Genomic DNA, 26,820 nt, shown 5'->3' on the forward strand with positions numbered 1-26,820 from the left:
ATCATCGAAGTCGGTCTCGGACGTATCGAACGAGCCGGCAGTCTCCTCGAACGAGTCATCGAAGTCGGTCTCCAAGCTGTCGGCAGCCGCCGCTTCGTCGGAGACAGCCCTTTCGAACTCGACTGTGTCGTCCGGCTCGTCGAACCCAACAGCGGTCGATTCCGGATCGAGACCAGTCTCGCTCGTCTCGGGAGGATCGTCGGCCCCGTCCTCGTCCGGTCGGACCGACACATCGTCCGTCTCACCCACCGTCGTCGTCTCGTCAAGGGCGGTCTCATCGGCGGCCGAGTCATCGTCCGACGCCTCGAGTCCGTCCGTCGTGTCGAGCCCGTCAGTTTCGGGCGTCTCGAACGTGTCGTCCTCCCAGGCGTCGGTCTGTGGTCCAGTAGAATCGTCGGCCGACCGCGTCGAATTGGTCGTCTCAGAAGCTGTCTGCGGTGATTCGGCCGCCGGTTCCCCAGCGATGGAGTCGTCGGTTTCCGACGGTGGCTCGGTTGTCGGCTCCGTCGCAAACCCGTCGGCAGCATCCGACGCCGGGTCGTCGTCGTCCTCGAACTCCTCGCCCAACAGGTCGTTCATACCGACTTCCTCTTCGTCGAACTCGTCGAACTCGAGTTCGTCGAGTTCCTCCTGAAGTTCTTCGAAGCCGACGGGATCGACCTCGTCTTTCAGTTCGTCGAAGACGGCACCAGCGTCGTCGACATCGTCGACATCGTCGTCGCTGGTCGACCCACTCGAGGTCGTGTCGGCGGTCGTCTCGGGCGACTGTTCGGTCGATGGAGTGCCCGGTTCGAGATCGGGATCGGCGACATCTGCCGACTCGAAGAGGTCGTCGAAGGAGCCGGCATCACCCATCTCCTCGAAAACCTCGAGGTCATCGTCGTTTTCGACTTCTTTGACTTTCTCTTCGAGGTCGTCGAACTCCTCGAACTCGTCGAGCAGGTCGTCGACCTCGAGATCCTGGGCTTCGGCCTCACTGAGCGTGCTCGCCTGTGGTGAAGCGTCTGGCTGTGTCGTCGCCGCCTCGAGTCGATCGGTGATATCGACGAGTTCGAAGTCGGCGATGACATCGATCGGCTCGAGTGCGGCTCCGATCGCAGTTTCGCCGACTGCGCTGCCAAAGACGGCGTCGAGTTGCCCGTCGTACTCGCCGTCGACGATCCGTTGGCGTGGCGGATCGGTGCCGACGAGATCGAACGCATCGCTCAGGGCCTCGAGGACGAGCGTCCCGTTTGTCGGCTCAGCCGTCTCGTCTTCGGAGACGGCAAAGCGAGCAAGGTAAGCGTCGTGATCGTCGTCAGCCGGCGGGTCGATGCGGGAGACGAACGAATCGATCGCGGCTGCCGAGGGTGGCTCGACGGACGTGACAGGCGAGTCGTGCTCGAGTTCCGCACGGATCGTCCGAATCGTCGGCGATGGATCGGTCCGGATCTCGCCGGTGGCCTCGATCTCGGAGACCATCTCCTCGAGTTCGTCGACGCCGTCGAAAACGACATCCATCAGGTCCGAAGAGACCTCGAGGCGACCGCTGCGGATGGCATCCAGGAGGTCTTCGATCGCGTGTGCGAGATCGCCCGCCGACTCGAAGCCGGCGGCTCCGGCGTTCCCTTTGAGCGTATGTGCGGTACGGAAGATGTTCCGCATCGCCTCCTTGTCGTCTGGATCGCGCTCGAGTGCAAGCAGTTCGTTGTTGAGTCGCGTGATCCGTTCGGTACTCTCGTCGACGAATTCACTCCAGCGGTCACTCATCGATCTCACCTGCCATCGCGTCGATGATCGTCTCAACGAGAGCGTCCGGCGGGACGATATCGTCGACACAACCGGTTTCGATCGCTTTCGCGGGAATCCCAAAGACCGAGCTCGTTGCCTCGTTTTGAGCGATTGTGTAGCCCCCAGCAGCCTTGATAGCCTGGATACCAGCGACGCCGTCTCGACCCATTCCACTCAGGACGACCCCACAGAGCGGGCCATCGATCGCCCCAGCGACCTGTGTCATCGTCACGTCGATCGACGGTGTCGGTCGCCGTCCGTCCTCCTCGAGCAGCGCCACGCGTCGATGCCCATCCGAGTCGATCTCGATACCGAGATGGCTGTTGCCCGGCGCGACGAACGCGGTTTCCGGTCGGAGTCGGTCACCATCCGTTGGCTCGATGACGTCGTACTCGCTGACGGCGTCGAGTCGGGCGGCAAACCGCGGGGTAAACGCTTCGGGCATGTGTTGGGCGACCAGTACGGTCGCCTCGAGTGCGGCCGGCAACGTTGCGAACAGTCGTTCGATCAACGACGGGCCGCCGGTGGATGCGCCCACGACGATCGTTGGGCTGTCGACAGGGGAGTGCTCACGCGTCGTCGACGGCGCTGACACCGGGCTCGATCGCTGCTCGGGCGCAGTAGCGTGCGTCGGCGTCGGCTCGACGGGAGAGCGGTCCGCCCGGTCCGGCGTCGTATTCGCACTCGAGCGTGTTACACAGCCTCTCGCGTCGTCCGCAAGCGCCCGTTGAGGGGCCGCTCGGCTCGTTCCAAGCGACCGGGCCGTCGCGGCGGTGTGTGCAACGGCGAGCGTCGCGACGTCCATCGCGGCCAACTCGTCGACGGTCTCGACCAGTTCGGTGCCGAACGCTTCCGTCTCGTCGTCCGACGGTGTCGCCAGTACGTCGACGGCGTCGTGCGTTGCAACGTCGACCGTCCGTGCTCGGTCTGCAGTCTCGTCGGGACCGACGACGAGCGTCGGGGTCGGCGACGTCGCAAGCAGTCGTTGGGCTATCTCGAGTCCGTCGGCGAGTTGGTCCGTGACGGCGATCGTGACGACATCCGGTCCTGTCGACTCGAGGTGTGTGTGTGGATCGTCGTCGAGGCGGGTGGTCACGACATCGTAGTCACCCGTGGCGAGTGCGTTGCCGATGACGGATCGCAACCGGGGCGAGTCGTCGACAACGAGTACTCGCGTCATACCACGGCAACGTCCGCCAAGGCCTTTCTGACGCTTGGCTCTTCGAACGGTTTCGTCACGTAGCCGTCGGCGCCGGCTTTGACTGCGAGTTTCATCTTTTCGCGCTGGCCGACGCTCGTACACATGATGACGCGAGCGTTCGAATCGATCTTCTTAATCGCGGCGGTCGCTTTGATTCCGTTACACTTCGGCATCACGATGTCCATCATGACGACGTCAGGATCGCGCTCTTTGTACAGTTTCACCGCCTCGGCACCGTTTGTCGCCTCTCCGATGATGCGGTAATCCTGCTCGAGGATTTGGCGCAGTAAATTCCGCATAAAATGAGAGTCGTCCACGATGAGAACCCCTGTCGACATTCAGTTGTACACCGCTCGATGATAACAGTAGCGCTACTATAAATGCTGTCTCTCGGTTATCATCCGTGATAACCGGATACGACGGGGCAAGCGTGCCGATATCCGCTTCTACCGAGTGCCAAGAGACGTTGAACGAAGCCAGTCCATCCGTTGGTCGAATTCGGTCGGCGGTCGGTACCGATTTGACGTCTCCGACACCGTTCGGTCGCTCGCTGGCACCGCGACACTCGAGTGGCCGCTCGTCGGGCGATGAAACTGGAACGTATCGCAGGCACACCGGAAATCGTTACAACAGACCGCCTCACGACTGTTCGCGTGTCACGAGGTGATTTGCCGCAGCTAACAGCGCATCGATATCGAGGAAGGGAACGACCTCGAAGACGACCGTCCGAGTGGGTTCGTCCGTCGGCAGTGACCCATCGCCGACCGAATCCGAAACCGGCCGGTCGGTGTCTCGAGTACGGCGCTCGCGCTCGAGGAGTGCGGTCACTAACGGATGCTCGAGTGGTTGGGCAGAGATCGACCGATCGGTCAGGTCGGACGCCGTCAGGACGTTGCTCTCGGGGACGGTATCGACGGTGAGAACGTCGTCGACCCGCAACGCCGCCGACTGATCGTCGTCTGGCGAATCGAACAAGAGCAACTGTTCGCGACCGGATCGGCTCTCGGCGGTCGGAAAGTACACCGTCGGGTCGATTACGGCCGTAACCGCTCCGCGAAGGTCCGTGACACCGTCGATCGCGTCCGGCGTCCGTGGCACTCGCGTAACCGTTTCGGGGACGTCGGTGATCGAGGTGACATCGTCGACCGGTACCGCGAGTCGATGCTCGCCGACGCCGAACAGGACGAACCGAACGCGATCTTCGTCCTCGGCATCCTGGTCGGTGTCGCTCCGCTCTCGACGCTCGGTAGCGGGGTCGATATCGATTCCGAGGAGCTTCTCGGGAAGGTCCGGAGCCATCGTTCCTGTTTGTCTCTCACAGCCCGCTGATAAAAATATTGACGACGACCGTCAGCGACGAATCACCGTCGTGAATCATGATAGTTCGCTGAATTCTTTTAGGATTATTCACAATATTTATTTTCCACCGACTACCCCGAACGTAGACGATGGCCCCCGAGCCCGACCGTGACGAATCCGACGCCGATCGACTAACTGTCCTGTTGTTTACGCTCGGCGAAAACCGGTACTGTGTCCGTCTCGAGGCGGTCAATTCAGTCGTCGGCGTGACCGATACCGGGCCCCTCGAGGACGCACCCGATCCGTGGAACGCCGGGACGGTGACTGTAGCGGATGGTCGCGTCCGAATCGTCGATCTCCCCCGGGTGTTTACCCCCGCGAGTGCCACACTCGAGCGCGTCGACGAGCCGGCGTTGCTCGTCCTTCGACGGACGGTCGAAGAGAATGTGGCCTACGGCTGGCTCGTCGACAACGTTGGTATCACGGCGACGATCAACGCGACCGACCTCGAGGCCCCCCGGACGAGCGCACGGCTCGTTCGCGGTCGGTTCGAACGCGATGGGGCCGATGTCGTCCTCCTCGATGAGGAGGCGATCCACGGGTAACGGCGATCGAACGCATCGGCGAGTTCACAGTTACTTGCGTCCGGGGGGCGGGTCGCGATCGGACTCGTCGTCGATCTCGACATCGAGGCCGAGCTCTTCGCGCTGTTCCCGGAGTCGTTTCATCTGGTGGTAGGAGTAGGCCAGACCCGCACCACCGAGTACCGCGACAACGCCGATCAGGCCGAGAAACAGCGGAATATCTCGAGTCTGGTAGTACCGAAGCGAGATGGTGCTATCGACCGACTCCCAGTGGAGGTGTTCGCGGTCGTCGACGATTTCGCGTTCGGCCCCACCCGGGTTGGCGCTACCAAACAGGAAGTTCGACGTTCGGTAGCCCTCGGGAAGCACGACATCGTAGGAACCGTGGATGTAGGCGGGCAACTGGAAGGTGCGACTGCCGGCGTCGCCCGAGAACGCAAGCGTGCCGTTGCCGTCCGGAACCCGAACTTCGGTGCTCGAACGACTCTGGTCGATATCCAGTTCCGAGCCGGTAACTACCGTCCCGTTTGGATACCAGTAGCGGACGCTGTGGACATCCAATGGCGTCTCGCGGTAGATGTTCGACCGATACAGCGACAGTTCGTCGGTCTCGTTCAAGTCGTAGACCGCTCGAAACTCGTCGTTAGTGATGAGACCGGCGTCTTCGATGTCGATCACGACATCGGCCTCGTGATCCCGGAGATCGTCGTACTCCTGCTCGCGGTCGAGTTCCTCGTCGGAGATGCCCCCGAAGATCATCGAACAGCCGGCTAGACTGACGAGGAGGACGACCGCGATCGAGGCGAGGACGAGCCGGCGGTTCATATCAGGGAACGACACAGCGCAGTTCGGCTGGGAGGTACTCGCCGACGCTTGCGAGCAACCCCGGCGGATCGGTGTCGTCGGTGCAGATGACGCTCTGTTCTAGCAGTCCGAGCCGTTCGACGGTGACGTAATCCTGTGCATGGCCCGCTCGGTTGAGCGTCGCACGGACCTCCGCCCGCGTGGCGCTGTTGACGTTGAGCCGACCGTCGCCCCGCGTCCAGTCGTAGAGGCGATCGCGCTCGTCGTCGGCGAGGCGAGGGGGTTGGCCGTCGGCAGCGTCAGGATCGCCGGCGACGAACGCGAGCGGGACGTGTTGGACGAGCCCGTAGCGTTCGCGGATCTGTTCGGCGGAGCCGGGACCGAGGCCGAGCTCGTCGGTCGTGATGCGGACCGACTGGCCGGCGTCGAGGACGATCCCGTCTTCGTCCCAGGACTCGAGGGTGCCGACGTAGCGTTCGCCGGCCTCGAGGTCGTCGGAAATCGCGCCAAATTCCTCCCGAAGGACGTTTTCGGCGACGGTCGCGTCCTCGCCCTCGAGCGTGACCTCGGGGAAGTCGTCGTCGCGGATCTCGAGATCGAACGCGACGGCGAGATCGCCGATCTCGTTGTCGATCAGCGATCGAAGCGAGTCGGTCGCGCGCTGGCGGGCGTCGCCGTCGACGTAGAGTTTCGTTGCGAGTGTGACCATTAGGCGCCTGCGTCGATGTTCAGTTCGTCCTCGAGGGCGTCGAGGCGGTCGTCCATCGCGTTGACGAGTCGGTCGTTATCCATCGAGTCGAGCGGCGAGCCACATTCTGGACACTCGAAGCCGAAGTCCATCGCCTCGCCGAACTCGAAGCGAATCGAGCAGATCTCACAGAGGTAGAACTCGTGGTTTCGCTCGTACTCGCGGCGGTCCTCGAGGGCGTCGTGGAGGCGGTGCATCTCCGATTCCAAGTTCTCCGGGATGTTGTCGTACTCGAACGTCCAGAGGTAGGTAAGCCAGCCCGAATCCTCGTCGCGCAGCCGTCGGTAGCTGGCCAGGTCGTTCTCGTACAGGATAAACAGCGCGCGGCGAACGTCGTTCAACTCGAGGTCCAGCTCCTCGGCAAGTTCCTCGTCGGTCACTTCGCCGTCCGGGGGTGCCGCCGCGACGGGCATCCCCTTCGGACCGACGAGCTCGTGTAGGTACTTCTGGATAACCGGATCCTCGAGGAGGTCCTCAAAAGCCATTATCGCTGTGTAACGCCGTCTGGCCATTAAGTCTTGTCAACTCCCGTGTTGACGATGGTCGAAGTGAGGACCGCGGATGGGGCGTGGGTAGTCCGGCTGGCAAAGAGCAACATTCACGGGCGTCCACGCCAGTTGCCGTGGTAATGCAAACGGACGCCGACGGATTGAATCGGGACGGACGATCTCTCTCTGCGATTCAGCGCCTCGAGTTCGAGATGCCGTGGCCGCCGGACTACGCGGCCGCCTACGTCCTCGACGGCCCGGAGCCGGTGTTGATCGACGCCGGAACCACCGAAGCGACGGCGGAATCGACGCTGCTGGATGGCCTCGACGCGATCGGCTATACGCCCTCGGACATCGAGCACGTTCTCGTTACCCACGTACACAGCGACCATATCGGGCTGGTGGCGCTCCTGCGCGAGGCGGGCTCGGAGATCCACGCACCACGAGCGGCGCTCGATCGGCTCGCGACCGACCCCGAGACGCTCCGTCGTGGCGTCGCCGAGACGGCGCGATCGGCCGGCTACCGCGGCGACGAACTCGAGGCCGTCGTCGAGTCGGAACTCGAGTCGTTTCGGCGGGACCGCCGGCTGCTCGATCCGTCGCTAACGCGACCGATCGACCCCTCGGAACCGCTTACGATCGGCGATCGGGAGTTCACGCCGTTCGAGACGCCGGGCCACGAGATTCATCACCTGTGTCTCGAGGTCGACGTCGATGGGACGCGGGTGCTGTTCTCGGGCGATACGCTCATCGAGCCGTTCCGGGCCGGCGCCTTCGATGTCGGCATCGACCGCGGTGCCTACGACGCCGTCGCGGACTACTACCTGTCGATGGACCGGCTGACCGAGACGACGGCGACGCGAGTCTACCCCGGCCACGGTCCCGTCTTCGAGGAGCCACACGATGTCGTCGAGACGACCCGCGAGCGGCTCGACGAGCTCCTCGCCGAGACGCTCGCCGCGCTCAGATCCATTGAGCCCGCGACGCCGCTTGCGGTCGCCGAAAACCGCGTGGGCGAGCTCCGCTCGAGCGCCCCGCTGCTCGATACGCTCGGCGCGCTCGGGACGCTCACCGACCGGGGAACGGTGACCTACGATGTTGCCGACGGCGTGCGACGGTATCGATCGAGCTGATTGGTCGTCATCGAGTCCGGTGTCGTTCGTTGCCGGTGGTCGTTGACCTCGTTCGAGCAGTCACCGGTACACTGGTACGACGATCTATCACTGAGTCTCGGACTCCGCCTGTTCGACCTCCCACTCGATCGTTACGGAAATTTCCTCGCGATCCCCGCCCAGCATCGGCGAGCGTTCCTCGATCTCGATGGCGTACTCGAGGACGGTTGCGGGCGACAGCGACAGGAGCTTGTTGCCGACCTGTACCTCTGCCGGGTCGTCGCCGTGGAGTTCGTGAGCGATTTCCTGCAAGCGGTTCGCTACTTCTTCGCGCGACAGATCCTCGCCGTGAGTCGTCGTGTCGCTCATATCATCTGTCCCACCGAGTGGACGGATATACGTTGGCGTCGAACTGGCAGGCCGGTCTCTTCGATCTGACTCGAGTGTCCGACGACCCGAAATCTCGCCGAACAAAACAGTTAAGTCGTATCGTGATATGTGTTAACTATAGTCATGGCCACCAGCGAACAGCTCCGGAGCGACCGACGCGGTCGGATGACGGTTCGTCCGGTCGAATCGGTTCCACCGACTGCGACCGTTCGACACGTCGACCAACTCGAGGCGGACGCTCTCGAGGCGTTTCTCGAGCTGGTGTCGGGGAACCGTTCGAGGGATGTCGACGAGACGACGCTCGAGCCGGGTGAGGTCGTCGTCTTTACGGAGTACTATCGTCTCGAGCGACCCTAACGACTGGTCTAGAGGCCGTTTGACGTATCGAAGCCGTTTTCCCCGGTGCGACCGTTCGCTCCCGTATGAACGGCGACACTGACATGACCCTGGCGTTCGAACTCGAGGCGCTCAAGGAACTGGCCTCGCCCGAGCGCGTCTTCGAGGACGCCAGAGGCTGGACCGAGTACATCGGCGTCGTCTCGGAGAAGCCGACCTACGTCGTAACCAACTTCACGCGCAAGAACCGTATCCGTCAGGACTTCTTCTCGGGCCCGCGCGGCAAAGCCGAGAGTCTCGAGGGCGTCAAAGATCAGTTCCAGACCGAACGCTACGTCTACATCGGCGCCAGCGAGGCCGACGAGCAACTTGCCGAGGACGTCGGCTGGGAGTACCTAGCCGTCGAGGACGCGGCCGAAGCAGCCGACTGGACCGTCGCCGCGAGCGTCGAACCCGACGACGAAGAAGCCGAACAGGTCCGCGACGACTGGCCCTAACCGACCGCGCCCGATATCGCTCCCGGAGTCGTCGCCCTTTTGGCCGCCGCGCCCGAACGTCGAGTGATGACAACGCCTCGCGTCCCGGGATCGACCGACGATCGACGCCTCGAGCTCCCGTGTGGGGAGTCGATCGACCCCCACGTGATCGACCTCGGCATGCGCGAGTACACCTGCGACTGCGGCTCGAATCACGCCGTCGTCACGGACGTCCATCCACCGTCGCGCTTTTTCCCCGAATCGCTCGTCGTCGTGCTTCAGGAGGCGATCGACACCGACGACGAGTTCGAGGAGTTCGGGATGCCACACCTCATGGGCGTCGTCCTCGAGGAATTTCCGGAGCAGGTCGTCACCCACGACGCCAGCGACGACGGCGCCGTCGGCTACACCCTGCTGTGGATCACCGACTTCGACGCCCGACGACTGCACGAGATCGTCGTCGAACTCGTCGTCGAACTGATGGACCACGCGATTAGTCACGCCGACGACGACGACGCGATCAGCGAGTTCGAAGCACAGATGCTCGAGTTCGATGTCGGCGAGTTCGTCGAGCAGTACCGCGCCCAACGAAACTTCGAGAGCGAACACGACGGCGCGCTGTGATCGCGTGGCTGCCGTCGCTGGTCGCCACCGCTCGTACGAGCTACTGTCGGCCAGTGCCGAGTAACCCTGCTCGTATCCGGGCCACTGATCCATCGCTACACCGGACCGTCTCGCGCTCCGCCGCAATCGCCACGCTATTGATCGTCCGGTCGAATGCGTCATTCGATGACAACCGACACTGTCGGCCGATTCGAGCGCGAACTCGAGGCCCTCGAGGTCGGGTTCACGCGGGTTCGGGCGGCCGACGCGAGCGACGCAATCGAAACGGCACTCGAGGAACCGGCCGTCGGCGTTTCGCTCCCGTTCGATGGCGTCTCCCTACCGGACTCGGTCCGACGGGCGCCGACGGCGGGCGACCTCGTCGACGCGCGAACGGGCGTGACCCCGGCGACGTTTGCGATCGCGGAGTACGGCTCCGTCGCCATCGAGTCGCGGGCCGCGGGCGACGAACCGGTCAGTCTCTACCCAGAGCGCCACGTCGCGGTCGTCGCCGAGAGCGACGTCGTCCCCGACCTGAGCGCCGGCTTCGATCGGCTCGTTCCGGCCTTCGAGGACGGTGAGGACAGTCTCGTCTTCGCGACCGGGCGCAGCGCGACGGCGGACATGGGCGGGCTCGTCCACGGCGTCCATGGTCCCGGCGAGGTACACGTGATCGTGCTGGAGGATCGGTAAGATGGCGTCCAACCGCCAATCCAACCCGTCCCAACGCGAAAAAGCGGCCCGCATTCGCCACCTCATGGAGACCGAAGGTGATGCAATCTACGCCCACGCCAGTGCCTCGAATCTCCGCCGGACACAGACCTACGCCGAGACCGACGGTATCGAGGCGCTGCGAACCGAAACGCGAGCGATCAAAGAGGACGCGATCGAACGACTCCCCTCGCTACTAGAGACCGTCCGCGAGGCCGTCGAGGAAAACGGCGGGACGGTGTATCTCGCCGACGATGCCGCTGATGCTAACGCCTATATAGCAGAGGTCGTCGAGAACGCCACGGGCGGCGATGGCGACGGAACCGACGCCACCGGAGCCAGCGATACGCCATCGGTCGTCAAGAGCAAGTCGATGACCACCGAAGAGATCGATCTCAACGACGCCCTCGAGCGCGAGGAGATCGACGTCACCGAGACCGACCTCGGCGAGTGGGTGATCCAACTCGCCGACGACACGCCGTCGCACATCGTCGGCCCGGCGATGCACGTGAGTCGCGAGGAGATCGCCGACCTGCTCCGCGAGGAGTTCGACACCGACGACCCGTTCGACACCCCCGAAGCACTCACCCGGTTCGCCCGCGACAAACTCGGCGAGCGCATCCGCGAGGCCGACGTCGGCATCACCGGTGCGAACTTCATCGCGGCCGACACCGGGACGATCACGCTCATCACCAACGAGGGCAACGCCCGCAAGACCGCGGTGACGCCCGATACCCACGTCGCGGTCGCCGGCGTCGAGAAGATCATTCCCTCGATTCGGGACGTAGAGCCCTTCGTCGATCTGATCGCCAAGAGCGCGACCGGCCAGCCGATCAGCCAGTACGTAACGATGCTGTCGCCGCCGACAGACTCGCCGACGATCGACTTCGATCGGCCGGACGAGCCGATCGCCGGCGGCGGTGACCGGACCGACGGCGAGAGCAGTGACCAAACCGTGGGTGACGACGGAGGTGCGTCCGATTCGGATCGCGATTTTCACCTCGTCCTGCTGGACAACGGCCGCATGGAGATGCGCGAGGACGATCAGCTCCGGGAGACACTGTACTGCATCCGGTGTGGGGCTTGTTCGAACTCGTGTGAAAACTTCCAGTCGGTCGGCGGCCACGGCTTCGGTGGCGAAACGTACTCCGGCGGCATCGCGACCGGCTGGGAAGCCGGCGTCCACGGTCAGGACGCCGCAGCCGAATTCAACGACCTCTGTACCGGCTGTACGCGCTGTGTCGACGCCTGCCCGGTCAAGATCGACATCCCCTGGATCAACACCGTCGTCCGGGATCGGGTCAACCGCGACGAAGCGTCCGAACCCTACGACTTCCTCGTCGACGGACTCACCCCGGACGCCGAATCCGGCGGGATCGACCTCGGCAAGCGCTTCTTCGGCAACATCGGGACGGCGGCCAAACTCGCAAGCGCGACGGCACCCGTCTCGAACTGGCTGAGCCAGGCCGATCCCGTTCGCGCCGGCCTCGAGCGGACCCTCGGCATCGACCGGCGTCGCGACCTCCCGACGTTCCAGCGCGAGTCGCTGGTCGACTGGTTCGAGCGCCGCGGCGGTCCCGAAACCTCGAGGCGGCGCGCACAGCGAGCGAACGAAAGCGGTGCTGGCGCGGCTCTCGATCGCGAGGCCGTCCTCTACCCCGACGTCTACACGAACTACGTCGACACCGACCGCGGGAAGGCCGCCGTCCGAACGCTCGAGGCGCTTGGCATCCCGGTGCGCGTTCCGGCCCTCCCCGAGAGCGGACGGGCACCGCTCTCGCAAGGCATGGTCGCGACGGCCGACCGCCAGGCCAGCGAACTCTACGCGGCCGTCGCCGAGGATCTCGACGCGGGCCGCGATCTGGTTGTCGTCGAACCGTCGGATCTGGCCGCGTTCAAGCGCGAATACGAGCGTCTATTGCCCGATCGCTCCGCCGGTCGACTCGCGGAAAACAGCTACGAAATCTGCGAGTACGTCTACGGCCTCCTCGAGAACGGCGCCGACGCCGGCGTCCTCCGGACTGGATCGGGCGACGATCCCGTCGCGTATCACTCCCACTGCCAGCAACGCACGCTCGATCTCGAGGCTCCGACGACGGCGCTGCTCGAACAGTGTGGCTACGCGCCCCGAACGACGAACGCCGAGTGTTGTGGAATGGCCGGCTCGTTCGGCTACAAACAGGAGTACTACGAGTTGAGTATGGATGTCGGCGACCGATTGGCCGGCGAGGTCGACGGCGCGGAGAGGGTCCTCGCCTCGGGAACGTCCTGTGGCGATCAACTCGAGACGCTGCTCGAGCGGTCGGTTCCCCACCCGATCGAGCTACTGGCTCCCAGATAGTACCAATCGGCAACGAAAAGATATCGGGAACCGGCTACTCGCCGAAGAGGTCGTCGACCGCGTCTCGAGCGGCGAGTGCGGCCTCGTCAGCGGTGTCTTCGGGATCGGGTCCGTCCACGTCGTCGGGAACGTTGATGTAGACATCGACCTCGAGGACGCCCGCTTCGAAGGTGACGGTGATGTCACAGTCGCGAACGTCAGATTGTTTGTACCGCGAGAAGACCAGCCCCTCCGCGGCGTCAGAAGCCGTCTGGACGACGGCCTCGTCCGTCGGCTCGTCCTGGCTCATTTACGCGCCGCCGGGGCCGCCTGGACCGGCTGGACCGCCCATGCCGCCGCCACCGGCACCGCCGAGCAGCTCTTCGAGTTCGTCCTGGAGTCCTTCGAACTGCTGCTGGACGCGTTCTTCCTGTTTCTCGAGGGTCTCGAGACGGACTTCCAGCGAGTTAACCTTGTCTTCGAGGTCGACTTCTGCCTCGTCGTAGTCGGTCTCGACGAGGAGTTCGCCGACCGACCGATACATCGTGGTGTCGCCGTCGATGTTCTCGAGCTCCTCAAGGGCGTTTTCGGCCTCGGTGAGCGTCGTTTCGGCCTCCTGTTTCTGGACGGCGACGGTCTGGGCCGTCTCCTGAAGATCCTGAAGCTGCTCGATTTTCTCCTGTGCTTCCGGCGGCAGGTTTCCTTGCATATCTCGACTCTCGCCTTCCGGACTGATAAAGCCAAGCTTTGTCGTCGACGACGCGGCCGGCGAGGGCAGCCCGGAGGGCTTTCGGTACCGATGGTATGGAGCCGGTATGCGTCGCCACACAGCGTTTGCTGCAGGCAGTTCGTTGGTCGCAAGACTGGCGGCCGGCTGTCTCGAGTCCCTCCGGCGGGAAGACGCCTGTCGCGAACTCGTCGTCGACCCGCCCGAGCGCGTCACCATTCCACCGCAGGTCACACGCCACGAAGGGTACGAAACGGCCTTTCTCGAGGCCGAGACAACGAGGATCACGCTCGAGGAGCAAAACGACAGTTCGGCGGGTGCGGACTATGACCAACCCGCAAGCTGATTGCTGTCCAGCGAGTTGGTAGCTACCATGGTGTCGGTTCGTCGGGGAACTCGGTCTCGGCATCTGCCGTCGGTACTTATCGCGGCCCTCGCCATCGGACTCGGTGGCGGCGGGATCGTACACGTGCTGAGACATCCCGAGCCGCCGGTCGTCTGGGCGTCCGAGTTCCTGTTCGTCGGAGTACCGATCGTCGGTCTGGTGTATGGCAGCTACTGGATGGCATCTCGCCACCTCCCGTCTCGGTTCCGCTGGAGCGTCGTAAGGTGGGTTCTCGGGAGTGCGTCGGTCGCGGGGGTGGTGACGTTGGGCTACCTCCTCGGCCAATCGGTCGAGCCGATTGCCGACGCGGAACTCGGATTTACGATCGTTCTCGTCAGCCTATACGGCGCGTTCGTGTCCCTGTTTACCGCCGTGTCGAACGGCCGGCGATACCTGGACAGAACGCGGTCAGAGCGCGACTCGAGCGAGCGAGGACACGCCGGCGGACGACGGATACTGTCTCCCGAAACCGACATCCTGGTCGAACAGCAATACGAGTGGACCGACACGCCGCCCGCCCACGCGGTCGTCGCTGCGATCGCCGCCGTCGAAAACACCGAGATTACCGAGATGGACGTCACGTTGTACGACCATATACACACCGACGCGTTGAACAGGATCGTCACGACCGAGACGAGCGTCGTTCTGCTCTTTCCGCTCGAGACGTACTGGGTGTTGATCGACGGGGACACGCTATCGATCCTGCAGGATCCGGTCGCTACCCACCGTGGCGTCCAGGGGAAAGACATCCTGTAAGCAGTCCTGCTTCTGGTTCCAACAGGGACGCTCCCACGACCGCAACCGGTGGCTGCAAAGCGGTACCATCAAGAAGCGGTGTGGCTGTCTGCGAGCACGAGTATTCCCGTTCCGAGAGCGAGCAGCAACACGCTGACGGCGAGCCAGTGTGGATTCCAGGTCTCGGTGCCGTGGACGACGTTGTGCAGGTCGAGGACGTAGTGGCTGAGGATCCCGTCGATCACGTTAAACGCGCCCATGCCGAGGAGAATCGAGCCGACGAGGTACGTCGTCGAGTAGCGGCGTCCGGTGCCGTTGGCCAGCCGCCAGAGCAGCCCGAACCCGACGATCATAATCGCGAGCATCCCCGCGATGAACAGCCCGTCGAACATGACGTTCGTCCGGAGCCCGTCGACGCTAGACGGGTCGTAAAATCCCGAGAAGAGGTGATGGGCCTGCAGCGTCAGGTGGAAGATCACGACATCGACGACCGCACCGAATCCGAACCCGATCGTCCCACCCGACAGGAGAAGTCGACGGCGGGGTCTGGCTGCTGTCGCCATACACGGCGAACGCGCTCGAGCCGAAAAAAGCCCGAACCAGCACGTGCTACGACTCGAGGATCCGGTTGCCGGCACTGGCTGACCGCTGGGCGACGTCGACGAGCGTGAGCCAGGTGTTGAGGGCCGCTCGCAAGGCGACGGCATCTGTGGCCTCGATCTCGACGGTGACGAGTGAGTCTTCGCGGTCGATGGTCGCCCGCGAGCGATCGTCGTCGATTTCGCCGATTTCGCGAGCGACGCTATCGGCGACGATCCGGGCACGGACATCGCTCTCGTAGGCGAACTCGAGGGTCGACTCGTGGCAGTACTCGAGGGTCGTCGCGTGAGAAGACACGGTCGCGATCGATTACTGGGCGTCGACTTCCTTGACATCGCGGCTGCGTTCTTTCAGCAGCACGCGGTGGCCACAGTACGGGCAGCGGACGCCGCCGTACTCGTCGAGCTGGACGTCGCGTTTACAGCGGGAGCACTTGTAGCTCATGCGTGAGAGTGAGAGCGGATGTTAGTCGTCGTCCTCGGCCAGCGCCGCGCGAATCGAGCGATTGACCGTCTTGCCCGCAGGGGTCTCGGGACGGTAGGCGCCGCCGGTGAACAGTTCGCCGGTCTCTTCGTTCTTCCAGATGCCGGTGCCAACGCGGGTGACGTCGTCACCGTCGACCGTCGCGTTTTGCATGTCGTTTTCGATCTCGCTGACGCGGCGTCGGGCGACGCGACCGTAGCGTGCGCCGAAACGACCCGCACTCCCGACAGTTCCTTTATCGGCCATAGTACCGCTAGGTATCCCCAGCGGATTCTTAAACCTGTTGAGTTAGCTTCGGGGTCGAGCGTCGATGGTCGACCGAGCGGTCATCGACTCGAGTACCGAACGGGGGGCGTCGTCGGTCGTCGAGTGACGTGGCGTTAGGTCGGTTCGTCGGCCGCTCGGTCGGCGACCGGGCCGGCGAGCAACTCCCAACAGACGAGCCCAAACGCGGCGAGGTAGCCGACGGCTGCAAGCGGGGCGGCGAGCAATCCCGTGCCGACACCCGTCGCGGCGATCACTGATCGAAGGACGAGCCCACTTACCGCAAGCAGCGGAATCGCAGCCAGGACGGCGTCGGGGCGCTCGAGCATGGCTAATTACATCTCATTAGCCCCACGCTGGTAAGGGCCAGACAACCAGCAGACGGTGACACTTCCATCGGGTCGGGACAATACTTGCGCGACGACGCTCGTCAGTTGTGGGATGACGGTCGCGGACGTGGCGTCGGTTACTGGAATTCGGCGTCGGTGAGCACGTCGTTCAAGTCCGCACGAATCCGTTCGCCCATCTCTCGGTTACGGGCCGTCGTGACGACCCGGTTTTCCTGCACGCTCGAGCCGTCTCGCAGAAGCATGCGAACGTTGCCGCCATCGTCGGCGCGGGTCACTTTCGCTCGCAACCCGGACTGAGAGCCCTTGCCGCCGGCGTCGATCGGTCCCGGGATGACTTTCTTGACGTGTGGGTGGTCGGCGACGGTCCGGATGGCCCGCATGCCGGTTCGACCGCCGATCAACGTCGTGTGGCTGCCGCCGATCTTTTCAGCCGGCGGCGTCTCGACGACGTCGAGGGCGCGCTCGTGGCGGCGCTCGAGGACGGCCTCGACCGGTTGCTCGTCGTCGACCCGGTAGAACGAGTGGTGGACATCCTCCCGGACGGCTCGGATGACGGGGCGTGACCCGCCGGCGTAGACCTCTTCCGGCCGCTTTCGGCGGATCTCGTCGCCGATTCGACCGGCGAAATTTCGTAGTTCGACGACGCCGTTCTCACCGCCCTCTTCTGGCGTCGTCGTAATCGTCGTCTCGCCGATGATGGGGTCGTCGGTCGTCTCTGACCGTTGTGTGTCGTGCTCGTCGTCGCCAGCGAGCATCGTTAGCGTCGCTCGCTCGCGCCCCGCCTCGAGGACGATCGCCTCGGTATTCGACTCCCGACAGACCAGACAGAAGTCCCCGGGTTTCTCGAGGGGCGAGGCACAGTGACGACACTCCATGGCGGGGTGTTGTCACCGGCCGTGTAAAACCGACGCGCTTTCTCGTCGACAGCCGGTCGGCGAGATACCGAAACCGAACCTAGAGAATGCGCTCGAGGATCCGTTCGACCGCCTCGTCTTCGACGACATCGTACGGGACCCGCATCGGGGAGATCGAGATATCGCCCTCGAGTAGGGCATGGCGATCGGTATCCGGCGGATCGGGGATGTCGCGGTTGGCCATCTGCTGCCAGAGCCGGTTGGTCAGCTGAAGTTGACCGTCGACCATGGCCCCGTCCATCTCGTAGACATCCGTCGGCCGCGTCAGTTCGAATCCGTCGGGATCGTGGCCCGGTTGCGGGACGTTGACATTCAGGTAGTCGACGCGATCGAAGAGTCCGGTACCCGGAATGCCCTCGACGAGCGCGGCCGCGACGGCGGCGGGCCGGGCGAAATCCACGGGATCGAGATCGTCTTTGAGGCCGAGCGTATCCATCGAGACGGCGATCGAGGGCGTCTCGAGGAAGGCCGCTTCCATGGCGGCACTGACGGTGCCCGATCGGCCGAAGACGTAGGTTCCGAGGTTCGCCCCGGAGTTACAACCCGAGACGACCAGATCGGGTTCGGGCTCAATGGCGTTGATGCCGACGATCGTGCAGTCACAGGGGGTGCCGTCGACGGCGTAGCCGAGCTCGTGGTCGGTGTGGGGGACCGGTGACGTGAACCCGGCATCGGCCAGATCCATCGCGAGTTCGTCGCTGTCGGTGCTGGTCCGCCCATAGGACAACGATCGACCGACGGCGCTTTGATTCCGGTCCGGAGCGACGACGGTGACCGATGCGACGTCGGAAAGCGCATCGTAGAGCGCCCGAATGCCGGGCGCGTCGATCCCGTCGTCGTTCGTCAAGAGAACGTGGGGAGCCGTCTCCATATCCAGCCCGTTTGCGTTCACGATGGATACGCGTACCTATTCCGGCGAAGCGTGGTCGAGGTCGACGATCCGTTCCCGTCTCCAGAACTCTCAAGGAGTGTCCCCACGAATAGCGGGCAGATGCACCGCCGTGGGTTCCTCGCACTTTCGCTCGCCGTTGCGGGGTCGGGCTGTCTCGAGTACGTCACGGAGGACAACGGCGAGCAGATCACCGAACCCGGCGACGTCGAGATCGTCTGGCACGACCTCGTTCGGGACGATCCCGGAACGGAAGACGAACGCGTCGCCGTCTGGGGTGCCGTTCGAAACGTCGGCGAGCGAACGCTGAGCTACATCGAGATTCGAGCAACGTTTTTCGATGTCGACGGCGAGGAACTCGAAAGCGTCATCGAAAACGTCGACGAGGACGTTACGTCGGGCGCCGAGTGGACGTTCGAAGTGGAGTTTCCCCACTTCGGAGAGCGAGCCGCCGAGGTCGACACGTACGAACTCGAGCCCGCAACGGGGGTCTGATGGAACACGGTCGCGAGCCGTTACGGCGAACGGACGACGGGGGTTGCCATGACTGAACACGACGAAGGCGTCTCGACGCTCGCCAAGCAAGGGAGCATCACGTTCGTCGGCAACGTCGTCAACGGCATTCTCGGCTTCGCGATCGTCATGTTGATGACGCGGTTCGTCAGCCCGTCCGTCTACGGGCTGTTCGTGTTGGCGACGTCGGTTATTCTCTTCATGCAGGTGTTTGCGAACCTCGGACTGCCGCTTGCGATCGATTACTTCGTCCCGCAGTACTTAGACGAGGACGAACACGGGAAAGCCAAGGGTGTCATCGTCCAGGTGACGGCGACCGTACTCGTCACCTCCTCGATTATCGCGTTCGTACTCGCGTCCAGCGCGGCGTTCATCGGAGAATTCTTCCAGGAACCGTCGATGCAGATCGCTCTGCTCTTTCTCTCGATAACCGTGCCGATGCTGGCGATCTACAACGTCTTGCTTACCTCCTACTACAGCATCAAGAAGCTCCAGTATCGCGTCATCATGCGCGACCTCGTGCGCCCGATCGTTCGCTTTACTGTCACCGCTGGGCTGTTGCTCGTGGGCTACGGCCTGCTCGGGCTCATCGTCGGCTACATCGTCGGGTTGTTCGTCGCGATTACGATCGGTGCGGCGATTTTCACCTACAAAGCGTGGGACCTCCTCTCGACGAAACTCGAGCTCGTTGCCCCGCGGCCGCTCGTGACCTACTCCGTCCCGCTGGCGATGACCAGCGTCGTCTTCGTGCTGATGGGCCACGTCGACTACTTCGTGCTCGGGTTCTTCCTCGACTCCGACGATGTCGGCATCTACCGCGTCGGCTATATGCTCGGCTCCGGGTTGATGATCATCTTCAATTCGCTGTCGCCGGTGTTCAAGCCCCTCATCGCGGAGAGCCGCGACGACCTCGAGCTGGTCGAACGGCGGTTCCGGATCATGGCTCGCTGGATCGCCGGTATCACCCTGCCGATCACGATTGTCCTCTCGCTGGGGGCGAGTTCCTACCTCGCGGTGTTGTACACGCCCCAGTACGCCGAGGCGAACGCGGTCGTGGCACTGCTGGCTGGCGCCTTCCTGTTCAACGTCACCTTCGGCGGCCCCGACGGCTCGTTGCTCCAGGGACTGGGCTACTCACGCTACGTCTTCGCGAACACGCTCGCGCTCTTCGGCGTGAACTTCCTCGTCTCGATGGTGCTCGTTCCGATCGTCGGCATCGAGGGGGCCGCGATCGGGTCCGCGGCGGCGCTCTTTCTGGTCGGGACGCTTACCCTGATCGAACTCTACTACCTCGATCGGCTCCACCCCTTCACCAAGGACTTCGCCAAAATCGTCGCCGCGGGCGTGCCAGCGACGATCGCCGGAGCACCGATCGTCCTCGTCGTCGACAGCGATCTCGTCGTCGCTGCCGTGCTCCCAATCGTCGTCATCGGCACGTACGTCCTCACGCTGATCGCGACGGACGCCTTCACCGACGCCGACGCGCAGATGGCTGCCGAGTTCAGTCCCACCCTCGAGAAGTGGCTGTCAGTTGGTCTGTTCGGTCGATAATTCCTCTCACCACCGCTTGGCCACTCGACGGCTTCGATAGGGGCGTTCGAGTAATCGACTGGGCCGTTCACGATCGACCTCGAGTGCATTTTGGCCGAAACGTTGAATTATAATCAATATAACTGCTATTCACACGAAACGGATGTCTGACGCGTCACGGGAAAACGTCGACAGCGGTGAGAAATTGTCGTCAAGCCGAGTGGTGACGCTCGTCGTGTCGGACGATCACGAGCAGGAGACGGCGGTTAGATCGACCCTCGAGAACGCACCCGAGCCACTGGATGTCCTCGTCACGGACATCGATACGCTCGCGGAGTACGCCGACGATGCAGTCGACTGTCTGGTCTGTCTTGGGAGACTCCTCGATGAGCACCGTGACGCGCTCGAAGCGATCACCGAACACGCGCCCTCGTTGCCGGTCATCTGTTGGGGGATGCCCGAGCGACTCGGCCTCGAGACGGCACTCGAGGCAGGCATCACCGATTACGTCCGGTCGCCACAGACGGACGATCAACGGCGGATCGCTGCCCGCCGCGTCCACGCACACGGCAATCGGTATCAAGCGACACGGGCGGCCGCGACGTATCGGTCGATCTTCGAACGACTACCCGACGCCGTCGTCGTCCACGATGCAACTGGCGACTACGAGCGAGCGAACGAGCGTGCGACGGAGTTGCTCGGGTACGATCGGTCGACACTGCTCGAAAAGAGCGTTTCGGAGATCGAACTGACCACAGATGCAGCTGCACTCGAATCGCAACTCACGCGTTGTGATCCCGGCGAGACGATCGTCGTCACCGGTCGAAATCAGCGAGCAGACGGGGACGTGTTCCCGGTTCGGGTGAATATCCGCCGACTCGAGGCCGATCCCGACCGATTCATCGCTTCTATCCAGGAGATCACCGAACTGAAAGCTCGCGAACGGGAACTCGAGCGCAACCTCGATCTCCTCGAGAAGATGGAAGAACTGACCAACGCGGGTGGCTGGGAGGTTGACTACGAGCGCGAGACGGTCCGGTGGACCGGTGGCACCCGACGACTCGTCGGCGTCGACGCGGCGTACGAACCGACCCTCGAAACCACGCTTCAGTTCTTCCATCCGGACGACCGACCACGACTCGAATCGGCGGTGAAGACGGCGATCGTGGATGGCGAGCCGTTCGACGAACAGTTCCGGCTGGTGACCGTCGATGACCGGGTACGACACGTTCGGGTTCGCGGCGACCCGTATCAGGTAAATGGGTATACCACTCGCGTTCGCGGCTCGATCTGGGACATTACCGATCGAAAAGCTGCCGAAGACGAGCTTCGACAACGGGAGGCACATCTGAGCCAAGCGCAGTCGGTAGCCGAACTCGGCAGTTGGTACAAGGAGATCGCCACTGACGTGATCCACTGGTCGGACGAGGTGTACGAGATCTACGGGATCGAGAAACGCACCGGTCCCATCGACCACGCGTTTTTCATGGAACACGTCCATCCCGACGACCGCGAGCTCGTCAACCGCAAGTGGGACGCAGCGAAGCGAGGCGATCGCTACGATGTCGAACACCGGATCATCACTGGGGATGGCGAGACGAAGTGGGTGCGTCAGAAAGCGAAAATCGAGTTCGACGACGGCCTCCCGACCGACGCGACCGGGGTCGTCCAAGATGTCACCGATCGAAAGGCCTACGAGCGTCGTCTCGAGGCCCAAAACGAGCAACTCGACGTGTTGAACCGAATCATTCGTCACGACCTCCGAAATCAGCTGAACGTCATCGATGGCTATGCCGCCGTTCTCGAAGAGCACAGCGACGCCACAGCGCCGTTAGCGACCGAGATACGAACCGTCACCGAGGACCTGCTCGAGATGGCCGAGGAGATTCGGACGGCCAACCGACTGCTGGTCGAGGGCGATGACTACCATCGCGTCGATGTCGAAGCGATCGTTGAGGCTGCAATGGCGTCGGTTCGAGACGAGTACGATACGTTCACGTGTGCCTGTTCGATCGACGACGGCCTGTGGGTCCGAGGGACGAACGCCCTCGAAATCGCTCTCGAGCAAATCGTCGAAAACGCAATCGAACACAACGACGCGGCGACGCCTCGAGTCGAGATCAGCGCCGAACACTGTTCGGAGACCGACACCGTTTCGATTCGGATCGCCGACAACGGCCCCGGAATTCCCGACTCGGAGCGCGAACTCCTGACCGGAACCCGAGAACGCTCACAGATCGAACACTCGAGCGGACTCGGTCTGTGGGTCGTCAACTGGATCGTCTCTAGCGTCGAGGGAACCCTCGGGTTCGAGACCGACGACGACGGGACGGTCGTCACGCTCGAGTTGCCATCCGCGACGGACCGACCCCACACGAAACCTGGCGAGCCGTCTCGACGCTAACGGTTGGCGGTCGAGTACAGCCGTGGGCGATGCTGTGACGGTCTGGCCGCTACGCGATCGTACGACACACACGCGCGCTGTCTGTCGGTTTTGGCGAAAGCGTTATCAGCGCTTCAATCGTAACCCTCGCCAATGTGGATACTGCAGTCGTCGACACGGCGAGTGCGATCGATCGATCGCGGAGGTGAGCAACGGTGGAACTAATTATTACGGAAAAGGACAACGCTGCGCGGCGAATCGCCGACATTCTCAGCGGCGGGAGCTACGATTCGACGCGCGAAAACGGCGTCAACGTCTACGAGTGGGGCGGCAAGCGCTGTGTGGGGCTATCGGGCCACGTCGTCGGCGTCGACTTCCCGCCGGAGTACGGCGACTGGCGTGATGTCGAACCGGTAGAACTCATCGACGCGGATATCGAAAAGACCGCGACGAAAGACGACATCGTCGCGACGCTTCGAATCCTCTCGCGGAAAGCCACGCGCGTGACGATCGCGACCGACTACGACCGAGAGGGCGAACTCATCGGCAAGGAAGCCTACGACATCGTCCGCGACGTCGACGAAGACGTGCCGATCCGCCGGGTTCGGTTCTCCTCGATCACGGAAAACGAGGTCCAAAGCGCGTTCGACGACCCCGACGATCTGGACTTCGACCTCGCGGCGGCTGGCGAAGCCCGCCAGATCATCGATCTCATCTGGGGTGCCGCACTCACGCGATTTCTCTCGCTTTCGGCGGGCCAACTCGGCAACGACTTCATCTCCGTCGGCCGCGTGCAGTCGCCGACGCTCAAGCTGATCGTCGACCGCGAGCGTGAGATCGAAGCCTTCGATCCCAAGGCCTACTGGGAACTGTTCGCCGATCTCACGAAGCAGAGCGACGACGCCGACCCCTTCGACGCACAGTACTTCTACCGCGACGAAGACGACAACGAAGCCGAACGCGTCTGGGACGAAGCGACCGCTGATGAGGTCTACGACACCCTCTCGAGTGCCGAGACAGCGACCGTCGTCGACGTCAACCGTCGCACTCGAACCGACGAGCCGCCGACGCCATTTAATACGACCCAGTTCATCCGCGCAGCCGGCGCACTCGGCTACACCGCACAGCGGGCGATGTCGATCGCCGAGGATCTCTACACCGCCGGCTACATCACCTACCCCCGTACCGACAACACCGTCTACCCCGACGATCTCGATCCCGGGGCACTGCTCGAGGAGTTCGAGGGCCACTCCGCACTCGGCGAATCCGCCGCGTCGCTGCTCGAGGCCGACGCAATCGAGCCGACACGGGGCGACGAGGAGACGACCGACCACCCACCGATCCACCCGACGGGCGAGATTCCGACCCGCGGCGACGTCTCCGACGACGAGTGGGAGATTTTCGAACTGGTCGTCCGCCGATTCTACGCGACCGTCGCCGACGCCGCCGTCTGGGAACACCTCAAGGTCGTCGCCGAGGTCGCCGACTGCCGGCTCAAGGCAAACGGCAAACGGCTGCTCGAGGCCGGCTACCACGACGTCTATCCGTACTTCAGCACGGCCGAGAATCACGTCCCCGACGTCGACGAGGGCGAGACGCTCGCGCTCTCGAACGTCGAACTCGAGGACAAGGAAACCCAGCCGCCGCGTCGCTACGGCCAATCGCGGCTCATCGAGACGATGGAAGACATGGGCGTCGGGACGAAAGCGACCCGCCACGACATCTTGGAGAAGCTCTACGATCGGGGCTACGTCGAGAGCGATCCGCCGCGACCGACGCGGCTCGCGATGGCCGTCGTCGAAGCCGCCGAAAACTACGCCGACCGGGTCGTCAGCGAGGAGATGACCGCCCAGCTCGAGGCCGATATGGACGCCATCGCGTCGGGCCAGGCCAGCCTCGAGGATGTCACCGAGGAGTCCCGCGAGATGCTCGAGGACATCTTCGCCAACCTCGCCGACTCCCGCGACGAGATCGGCGATCACCTCCGGAAGTCGCTCAAAGACGACAAACGGCTCGGCCCCTGTCCGGAGTGTGGCGAGGACCTGCTGGTCCGGCGCAGCCGCCACGGATCCTACTTCGTCGGCTGTGACGGCTATCCCGACTGCGAGAACACCCTGCCGCTGCCCTCGAATGGCAAGCCCCTCATTCTCGAGGACGAGTGCGAGGACCACGGCCTCCACGAGATCAAGATGCTCGCCGGCCGCCAGACGTTCGTCCACGGCTGTCCGCTCTGTACGGCCGAGGACGCGGGTGAAGGACCGGTTCTGGGTGTGTGCCCGGACTGTGGCGACGAACACGATGGCGAACTCGCGATCAAGACCCTCCAGAGCGGCTCCCGGCTCGTCGGCTGTACGCGCTATCCCGACTGCGAGTACTCGTTGCCCCTCCCCCGTCGCGGCGAGATCGAGGTCACCGACGAACGGTGCGAGGACCACGACCTCCCGGAACTCGTCGTCCACAGCGGCGACGAGCCCTGGGAACTGGGCTGTCCGATCTGTAACTACCGGGAGTTCCAGGCCCGGGAAGCAGAGAGTGGCTCGGACCTCGAGTCGATCGACGGTATCGGCGCGAAAACCGTCGAGAAACTCGCCGCTGCCGGCATCGAGAGCATCGACGACCTCACCGAGGCCGAACCCGACGCCGTCGCCGAGACGGTCGACGGGATCAGCGCCGATCGCGTGCGAAACTGGCAGGCCGAAGCCTGATCCGGCGGCGAACCTGTTTACTCGGTCGACCCGTCTCCGTCGTTCTCGAGGACGTGACTGACTTCGCTGACGATCCGATCGGCCTCGAGGACGCCGTCGTCTTCCCACCGAACGGTTCCGTCGGCGTCGATCGCGAGGACAACGGGATGGCGGGCGATGTCGTAGGCCGTCACGAACGACCGGTCGGGGTCGAACGCGAGGGTCCAGTCGCCGTCGTGTTCGACCCACCAGGACCGAAGCTGGTCTTCGGTCTGTTGGTTGGTGATCGAGACCACCGTTATCGCGTCGCCGTACGCGTCAGTAAGGCGTTCCCGCGCCGCGGCGAGCTCGGGCATCGACGCCTGACACCGCTGGCACACTGGCGAGAAGGCGACCGCGATCGTGAGGCCATCGTTTGGGATCTCGATCGTCCCGGCGTCGCTGCCCGGCACTTCGAGCGTGCGAAGCTCGAGCGGGGCCGAATCGTCGGTGGGGTCGTCGCTCGTCGTCTGTTCCGGCGGTGTCCCGGTGTCGTCGCTTCCGACGGGGAACCCCCGTCGGAGAATCGCGGCGCTCCCGCCGAGGATACCCACGCTCGCGAGGCCGGCGACGAGTTCGCGTCGGTTCATTCGTGATGGTTCGCCACCGATACCGATCGTCGGCGGCCGATCGACTACAGATACGGGATCGACGTGCAAAAATCTCTCCGTGCAGTGTCACGGGCCGGTACCGTCGGACGCCGACGCGTTCGCGTTCGAATCGACCCCACTATCGGCACGCGTCGCCTCGAGTCCACGCTCGAGTTCGGATTCGATATTGTTGGCCTCGACGCTCCCGCGGGTGCGCCAGTAGACCTCGCCGTCGGGGTCGATCGCGACGAGCGTCGGAAAGCCGACGACGTCGTAGTAGTCGTTACAGGCGCCGGTCTCGTCGATACCGATCGGCCACTCGCCGTCGTGTTCGGCCCACCAGTCGGCGAGTTCCGCCGGCGTCGGCGTCGGTCCCTGGGTGGCGTCGGTGACCGACAGAAAGGCGATATCGCCGTCCGGACCGACATCGTAACGGTTGGCGAGACTCGATCGGGCGTCACCGATCGGCTCGAGTGCGCCGGCGCTCGTCGGACACTGGGTTCTGGTAAAGTTGACCAGCAGGTGCTGGTCGGATCGCGGAACGGTCGCGATGCCAGCCTCGCTGCCGGGCGCGTCGATCGTCGCGATGTCGAACGGCGGTTCCGTCGAGCCGTCGTCGCCACGCCCGTCGCTGGTACCACCGCCACTGCCGTCGTCAGTATCGCGTCCGTCGTCGCTCGAGGTGAAATCGTCCTCGAGACAGCCCGTGAGTGTGAGTGTACAAACGGTCGCAGTCACGAGTTCACGACGGGTCGGTGCCATTGTCGGACAGTTGCGGTGCTGGTGACAAGTAACCGATGGACTTCGAACGACGATGACCCTCCATCGGGACGAAAGCGGCACAGACGTACTCTGCGGATCGATACATCGAATCCGGCCTCGTAGGTAGCCG

At 63.7% G+C, this 26,820-nt stretch carries 32 protein-coding genes; 13 read left to right on the forward strand and 19 right to left on the reverse strand.

Annotated features, from left to right (window positions below; translation table 11 throughout):
• The 4 genes from D8Y22_RS22615 to D8Y22_RS20380 form a co-directional block, all read right to left on the reverse strand.
• On the reverse strand, positions 1–1,749 hold a 1,749-nt coding region (locus D8Y22_RS22615; RefSeq protein WP_217350915.1), incomplete at its 3' end, for an Hpt domain-containing protein.
• Entirely contained in the window at positions 1,742–2,950 is a 1,209-nt protein-coding gene (locus D8Y22_RS20370; protein ID WP_141466475.1) for a chemotaxis protein CheB, read from the reverse strand. The genes D8Y22_RS22615 and D8Y22_RS20370, both read right to left, overlap by 8 nt.
• A complete protein-coding gene (locus D8Y22_RS20375) occupies positions 2,947–3,309 on the reverse strand; it encodes a response regulator (protein ID WP_141466476.1) in 363 nt (120 codons plus the stop codon). The genes D8Y22_RS20370 and D8Y22_RS20375 overlap by 4 nt, the downstream gene beginning before the upstream one ends.
• Before the next feature lie 301 nt (positions 3,310–3,610).
• Positions 3,611–4,270, reverse strand: a complete 660-nt coding sequence (locus D8Y22_RS20380; RefSeq protein ID WP_141466477.1) for a chemotaxis protein CheW — start codon at positions 4,268–4,270, stop codon at positions 3,611–3,613.
• A 149-nt stretch (positions 4,271–4,419) separates the two neighbouring features.
• On the opposite strand from D8Y22_RS20380, the gene D8Y22_RS20385 reads away from it, so the two are divergent.
• Complete coding sequence (locus D8Y22_RS20385; protein WP_141466478.1) at positions 4,420–4,875, forward strand: chemotaxis protein CheW; 456 nt, start codon at positions 4,420–4,422, stop codon at positions 4,873–4,875.
• 30 nt (positions 4,876–4,905) lie between these two features.
• On the opposite strand, the gene D8Y22_RS20390 is transcribed toward D8Y22_RS20385, so the two are convergent.
• The 3 genes from D8Y22_RS20390 to tfe are packed head-to-tail and all read right to left on the reverse strand — an operon-like array spanning position 4,906 to position 6,891.
• Positions 4,906–5,679: a DUF5803 family protein gene (locus D8Y22_RS20390; RefSeq protein WP_141466479.1), complete on the reverse strand. Its 774-nt coding sequence runs from the start codon at positions 5,677–5,679 to the stop codon at positions 4,906–4,908.
• A 1-nt stretch (position 5,680) separates the two neighbouring features.
• Entirely contained in the window at positions 5,681–6,367 is a 687-nt protein-coding gene (locus tag D8Y22_RS20395) for a DUF2110 family protein (protein ID WP_141466480.1), read from the reverse strand.
• On the reverse strand, positions 6,367–6,891 hold the full coding sequence (gene tfe, locus D8Y22_RS20400; protein ID WP_141466481.1) for a transcription factor E: 525 nt from the start codon (positions 6,889–6,891) through the stop codon (positions 6,367–6,369). Before tfe ends, D8Y22_RS20395 begins: the two co-directional genes overlap by 1 nt.
• Before the next feature lie 143 nt (positions 6,892–7,034).
• Here tfe and D8Y22_RS20405 point away from each other — a divergent pair, with 143 nt between their 5' ends.
• Positions 7,035–8,027, forward strand: coding sequence for an MBL fold metallo-hydrolase (locus tag D8Y22_RS20405; protein ID WP_141466482.1), 993 nt, complete (start codon positions 7,035–7,037; stop codon positions 8,025–8,027).
• A gap of 87 nt (positions 8,028–8,114) precedes the next feature.
• Here the strand turns inward: D8Y22_RS20405 and D8Y22_RS20410 are convergent, their stop codons facing one another.
• A complete protein-coding gene (locus D8Y22_RS20410) occupies positions 8,115–8,375 on the reverse strand; it encodes an amphi-Trp domain-containing protein (protein ID WP_141466483.1) in 261 nt (86 codons plus the stop codon).
• 144 nt (positions 8,376–8,519) lie between these two features.
• Between D8Y22_RS20410 and D8Y22_RS20415 the strand changes: the two genes are divergently transcribed.
• From D8Y22_RS20415 to D8Y22_RS20435, 5 genes are all read left to right on the forward strand, one after another.
• On the forward strand, positions 8,520–8,753 hold the full coding sequence (locus D8Y22_RS20415; RefSeq protein WP_174811935.1) for a hypothetical protein: 234 nt from the start codon (positions 8,520–8,522) through the stop codon (positions 8,751–8,753).
• Between the two features lie 65 nt (positions 8,754–8,818).
• Positions 8,819–9,229 (forward strand): DUF7124 domain-containing protein, encoded by a 411-nt coding sequence (locus D8Y22_RS20420; RefSeq protein ID WP_141466484.1) that lies wholly within the window; start codon positions 8,819–8,821, stop codon positions 9,227–9,229.
• A 66-nt stretch (positions 9,230–9,295) separates the two neighbouring features.
• Positions 9,296–9,832 (forward strand): DUF5815 family protein, encoded by a 537-nt coding sequence (locus tag D8Y22_RS20425; protein ID WP_141466485.1) that lies wholly within the window; start codon positions 9,296–9,298, stop codon positions 9,830–9,832.
• Positions 9,833–9,997: 165 nt separating this feature from the next.
• On the forward strand, positions 9,998–10,504 hold the full coding sequence (locus D8Y22_RS20430; protein WP_141466486.1) for an LUD domain-containing protein: 507 nt from the start codon (positions 9,998–10,000) through the stop codon (positions 10,502–10,504).
• 1 nt (position 10,505) lies between these two features.
• On the forward strand, positions 10,506–12,863 hold the full coding sequence (locus D8Y22_RS20435) for an LUD domain-containing protein (RefSeq protein WP_141466487.1): 2,358 nt from the start codon (positions 10,506–10,508) through the stop codon (positions 12,861–12,863).
• A gap of 34 nt (positions 12,864–12,897) precedes the next feature.
• Here the strand turns inward: D8Y22_RS20435 and D8Y22_RS20440 are convergent, their stop codons facing one another.
• Both D8Y22_RS20440 and D8Y22_RS20445 read right to left on the reverse strand, forming a co-directional pair.
• The gene (locus D8Y22_RS20440) at positions 12,898–13,152 is read right to left on the reverse strand and encodes a DUF3194 domain-containing protein (RefSeq protein ID WP_141466488.1); all 255 of its coding nucleotides are present in this window, start codon (positions 13,150–13,152) and stop codon (positions 12,898–12,900) included.
• Positions 13,153–13,551, reverse strand: a complete 399-nt coding sequence (locus D8Y22_RS20445; protein ID WP_141466489.1) for a prefoldin subunit beta — start codon at positions 13,549–13,551, stop codon at positions 13,153–13,155.
• Positions 13,552–13,657: 106 nt separating this feature from the next.
• Here D8Y22_RS20445 and D8Y22_RS20450 point away from each other — a divergent pair, with 106 nt between their 5' ends.
• Together D8Y22_RS20450 and D8Y22_RS20455 are read left to right on the forward strand one after the other, a co-directional pair.
• A complete protein-coding gene (locus D8Y22_RS20450) occupies positions 13,658–13,915 on the forward strand; it encodes a DUF7350 domain-containing protein (protein ID WP_141466490.1) in 258 nt (85 codons plus the stop codon).
• 27 nt (positions 13,916–13,942) lie between these two features.
• Positions 13,943–14,710 (forward strand): HalOD1 output domain-containing protein, encoded by a 768-nt coding sequence (locus tag D8Y22_RS20455; RefSeq protein WP_141466491.1) that lies wholly within the window; start codon positions 13,943–13,945, stop codon positions 14,708–14,710.
• Positions 14,711–14,778: 68 nt separating this feature from the next.
• Here D8Y22_RS20455 and D8Y22_RS20460 read toward each other — a convergent pair whose 3' ends face one another.
• The 7 genes from D8Y22_RS20460 to surE all read right to left on the reverse strand — a co-directional run bounded on the left by D8Y22_RS20460 (position 14,779) and on the right by surE (position 18,171).
• Positions 14,779–15,252, reverse strand: a complete 474-nt coding sequence (locus tag D8Y22_RS20460) for a DUF2243 domain-containing protein (protein WP_141466492.1) — start codon at positions 15,250–15,252, stop codon at positions 14,779–14,781.
• 46 nt (positions 15,253–15,298) lie between these two features.
• Entirely contained in the window at positions 15,299–15,586 is a 288-nt protein-coding gene (locus tag D8Y22_RS20465) for a KEOPS complex subunit Pcc1 (protein WP_141466493.1), read from the reverse strand.
• Between the two features lie 12 nt (positions 15,587–15,598).
• The gene (locus D8Y22_RS20470; protein ID WP_092928879.1) at positions 15,599–15,733 is read right to left on the reverse strand and encodes a DNA-directed RNA polymerase subunit P; all 135 of its coding nucleotides are present in this window, start codon (positions 15,731–15,733) and stop codon (positions 15,599–15,601) included.
• A 21-nt stretch (positions 15,734–15,754) separates the two neighbouring features.
• Positions 15,755–16,018: an eL43 family ribosomal protein gene (locus D8Y22_RS20475; protein ID WP_141466494.1), complete on the reverse strand. Its 264-nt coding sequence runs from the start codon at positions 16,016–16,018 to the stop codon at positions 15,755–15,757.
• Positions 16,019–16,152: 134 nt separating this feature from the next.
• Entirely contained in the window at positions 16,153–16,365 is a 213-nt protein-coding gene (locus D8Y22_RS20480; protein WP_141466495.1) for a hypothetical protein, read from the reverse strand.
• Positions 16,366–16,502: 137 nt separating this feature from the next.
• Positions 16,503–17,261 (reverse strand): DUF2103 domain-containing protein, encoded by a 759-nt coding sequence (locus D8Y22_RS20485; protein WP_141466496.1) that lies wholly within the window; start codon positions 17,259–17,261, stop codon positions 16,503–16,505.
• 79 nt (positions 17,262–17,340) lie between these two features.
• Positions 17,341–18,171 (reverse strand): 5'/3'-nucleotidase SurE, encoded by an 831-nt coding sequence (gene surE / locus D8Y22_RS20490; protein WP_141466497.1) that lies wholly within the window; start codon positions 18,169–18,171, stop codon positions 17,341–17,343.
• Between the two features lie 120 nt (positions 18,172–18,291).
• Here surE and D8Y22_RS20495 point away from each other — a divergent pair, with 120 nt between their 5' ends.
• From D8Y22_RS20495 to D8Y22_RS20510, 4 genes are all read left to right on the forward strand, one after another.
• Positions 18,292–18,684, forward strand: a complete 393-nt coding sequence (locus tag D8Y22_RS20495) for an FxLYD domain-containing protein (protein ID WP_141466498.1) — start codon at positions 18,292–18,294, stop codon at positions 18,682–18,684.
• Positions 18,685–18,732: 48 nt separating this feature from the next.
• Complete coding sequence (locus tag D8Y22_RS20500) at positions 18,733–20,253, forward strand: flippase (RefSeq protein ID WP_141466499.1); 1,521 nt, start codon at positions 18,733–18,735, stop codon at positions 20,251–20,253.
• 202 nt (positions 20,254–20,455) lie between these two features.
• Complete coding sequence (locus D8Y22_RS20505) at positions 20,456–22,636, forward strand: sensor histidine kinase (protein ID WP_174811936.1); 2,181 nt, start codon at positions 20,456–20,458, stop codon at positions 22,634–22,636.
• A gap of 194 nt (positions 22,637–22,830) precedes the next feature.
• Positions 22,831–25,320 carry a DNA topoisomerase I gene (locus D8Y22_RS20510; RefSeq protein ID WP_141466501.1) on the forward strand — a complete coding sequence of 830 codons (2,490 nt, stop codon included), beginning with the start codon at positions 22,831–22,833 and terminating at the stop codon, positions 25,318–25,320.
• Between the two features lie 17 nt (positions 25,321–25,337).
• Here D8Y22_RS20510 and D8Y22_RS20515 read toward each other — a convergent pair whose 3' ends face one another.
• Both D8Y22_RS20515 and D8Y22_RS20520 read right to left on the reverse strand, forming a co-directional pair.
• Positions 25,338–25,928: a TlpA family protein disulfide reductase gene (locus tag D8Y22_RS20515; protein ID WP_141466502.1), complete on the reverse strand. Its 591-nt coding sequence runs from the start codon at positions 25,926–25,928 to the stop codon at positions 25,338–25,340.
• A gap of 87 nt (positions 25,929–26,015) precedes the next feature.
• Positions 26,016–26,690, reverse strand: a complete 675-nt coding sequence (locus D8Y22_RS20520; protein ID WP_141466503.1) for a TlpA family protein disulfide reductase — start codon at positions 26,688–26,690, stop codon at positions 26,016–26,018.
• Between the last annotated feature and the right edge of the window lie 130 nt (positions 26,691–26,820).

Source organism: Salinadaptatus halalkaliphilus (assembly GCF_006543045.1).
In the GTDB taxonomy this organism is placed as follows: Archaea; Halobacteriota; Halobacteria; order Halobacteriales; family Natrialbaceae; genus Salinadaptatus; species Salinadaptatus halalkaliphilus.